Genomic DNA, 1314 nt, shown 5'->3' with positions numbered 1-1314 from the left:
GGTCGCGTCGGTGACCACCGCGTTGACGAGGTGGTCAACGAGGGCGGTCTGCTGGGCAACACTCGGCTCGAACGGGGGCTTGGTCACCGCGCCTCCCCGTCGAACCTGACGCGTTCCGCAGTGAGCAACGGTAGGGGAACGGGGCGCCTGCTCCTGCACGTTGAGCATGGCGAGAGCCGAGATGACTCAGAAGGGCGTGCCGGTCCGGGCGGACATGCCAAACCGGCCCGGAGGACGTACGCGTCCACGGGATCTCCAAGGTTCGCGAGTCAGAAGCCGCCATGGCACGACGCCATGGCCGGACGTCTTCTGCTTCTTCGAACCCCAGCAGCATCGGACGTAGACATATGAAGTCACAAGCGACTATGCCAAGTTGAAGAAAACTGTCCTAATTTAGATCGTTCGTCGCCCGGATCTGACCATGTTCGGATCGTGTGAGAAGCGGACGAGCGGCCGACGGGCCAGGATCGTGGCATCCTGAGGGGGTGATCAGGGAACCTGCGGAAGTCCGGCTTGGGGGGAACGGGGCGGTTGAGATCCCGCTTGGCATCCTGGCCGAGGCCGGCTTGGATCCCGGCTCCCTGCTCGTGGCCCATAGCGATGGCGACGGCCGGGTGGTCTTGCGCCGCCAGGAGGACGCGATCCGGGATCTGCTAGAGCGTGGGGAGCTCTGACCGGTACCCGCTCCGATGACCCCATCGGTCTCAGTTGCTTCGGTGACAAGGTAAGTGCGTCTACGACAGGGAATCGGTGTGGATTCGTCACCCTGACGGTGGTGGGTCTCTCGTCACCGAGCAGCGCGTCTTGGCCGGCCTAATGGGCCCAGGAGGGAAGAGTCCGCTCAGCTGGTTGCGGGACTTCTTGTACGGGGTGTCAGGGGCTCGTATAAGCGTGCCGGTCGCCCCTCAATGGAGCGACCGGCACCTACAGTTATCGACGCTGCTCAAACACGACGAGGAACGGTGAGACGAAGCCCGAAGTCTCAAGGGGTGACGTATGGCCCACGAGGATCAGCAGGACACCTGCTGCAAGGGCGCTGCCGTACATCCACAGCCGAGCTGTGTCGTGGCCGTCGTTGGCTTCGGTTGGGGACTCGTTATCGCTCATACTGGAAGTGCTCCTGTTCGTGAGTGGGACATGGGCACGGCTACTCACAGCGACGTCCAACCCTGTGGTAGCCATCAGGCGGTTGAGGCGGCACTCGCATGCCAGTGCGATTGCCGCCTCGGCCGTCACTCATGGTCGCCGGTCGTTTCCACGGCGGTCGATCCGAGGGTCCCGGAGCGCCTGCTTCACGGCCTCCTCGAAGGCATG

General features: G+C 63.8%; 1 protein-coding gene. It reads right to left on the bottom strand.

Going from position 1 to position 1314, the window contains the following annotated elements:
* Positions 1 to 930: 930 nt before the first annotated feature.
* A complete protein-coding gene (locus IE273_RS43090) occupies positions 931 to 1107 on the bottom strand; it encodes a hypothetical protein (protein WP_189820550.1) in 177 nt (58 codons plus the stop codon).
* Positions 1108 to 1314: the final 207 nt, after the last annotated feature.

Source organism: Streptomyces olivaceoviridis (genome assembly GCF_014650115.1).
GTDB lineage: Bacteria > Actinomycetota > Actinomycetes > Streptomycetales > Streptomycetaceae > Streptomyces > Streptomyces olivaceoviridis.
The sequence above is the reverse complement of the archived record's forward strand: the minus strand, read 5'-3'. Positions and strand labels throughout refer to the sequence as shown.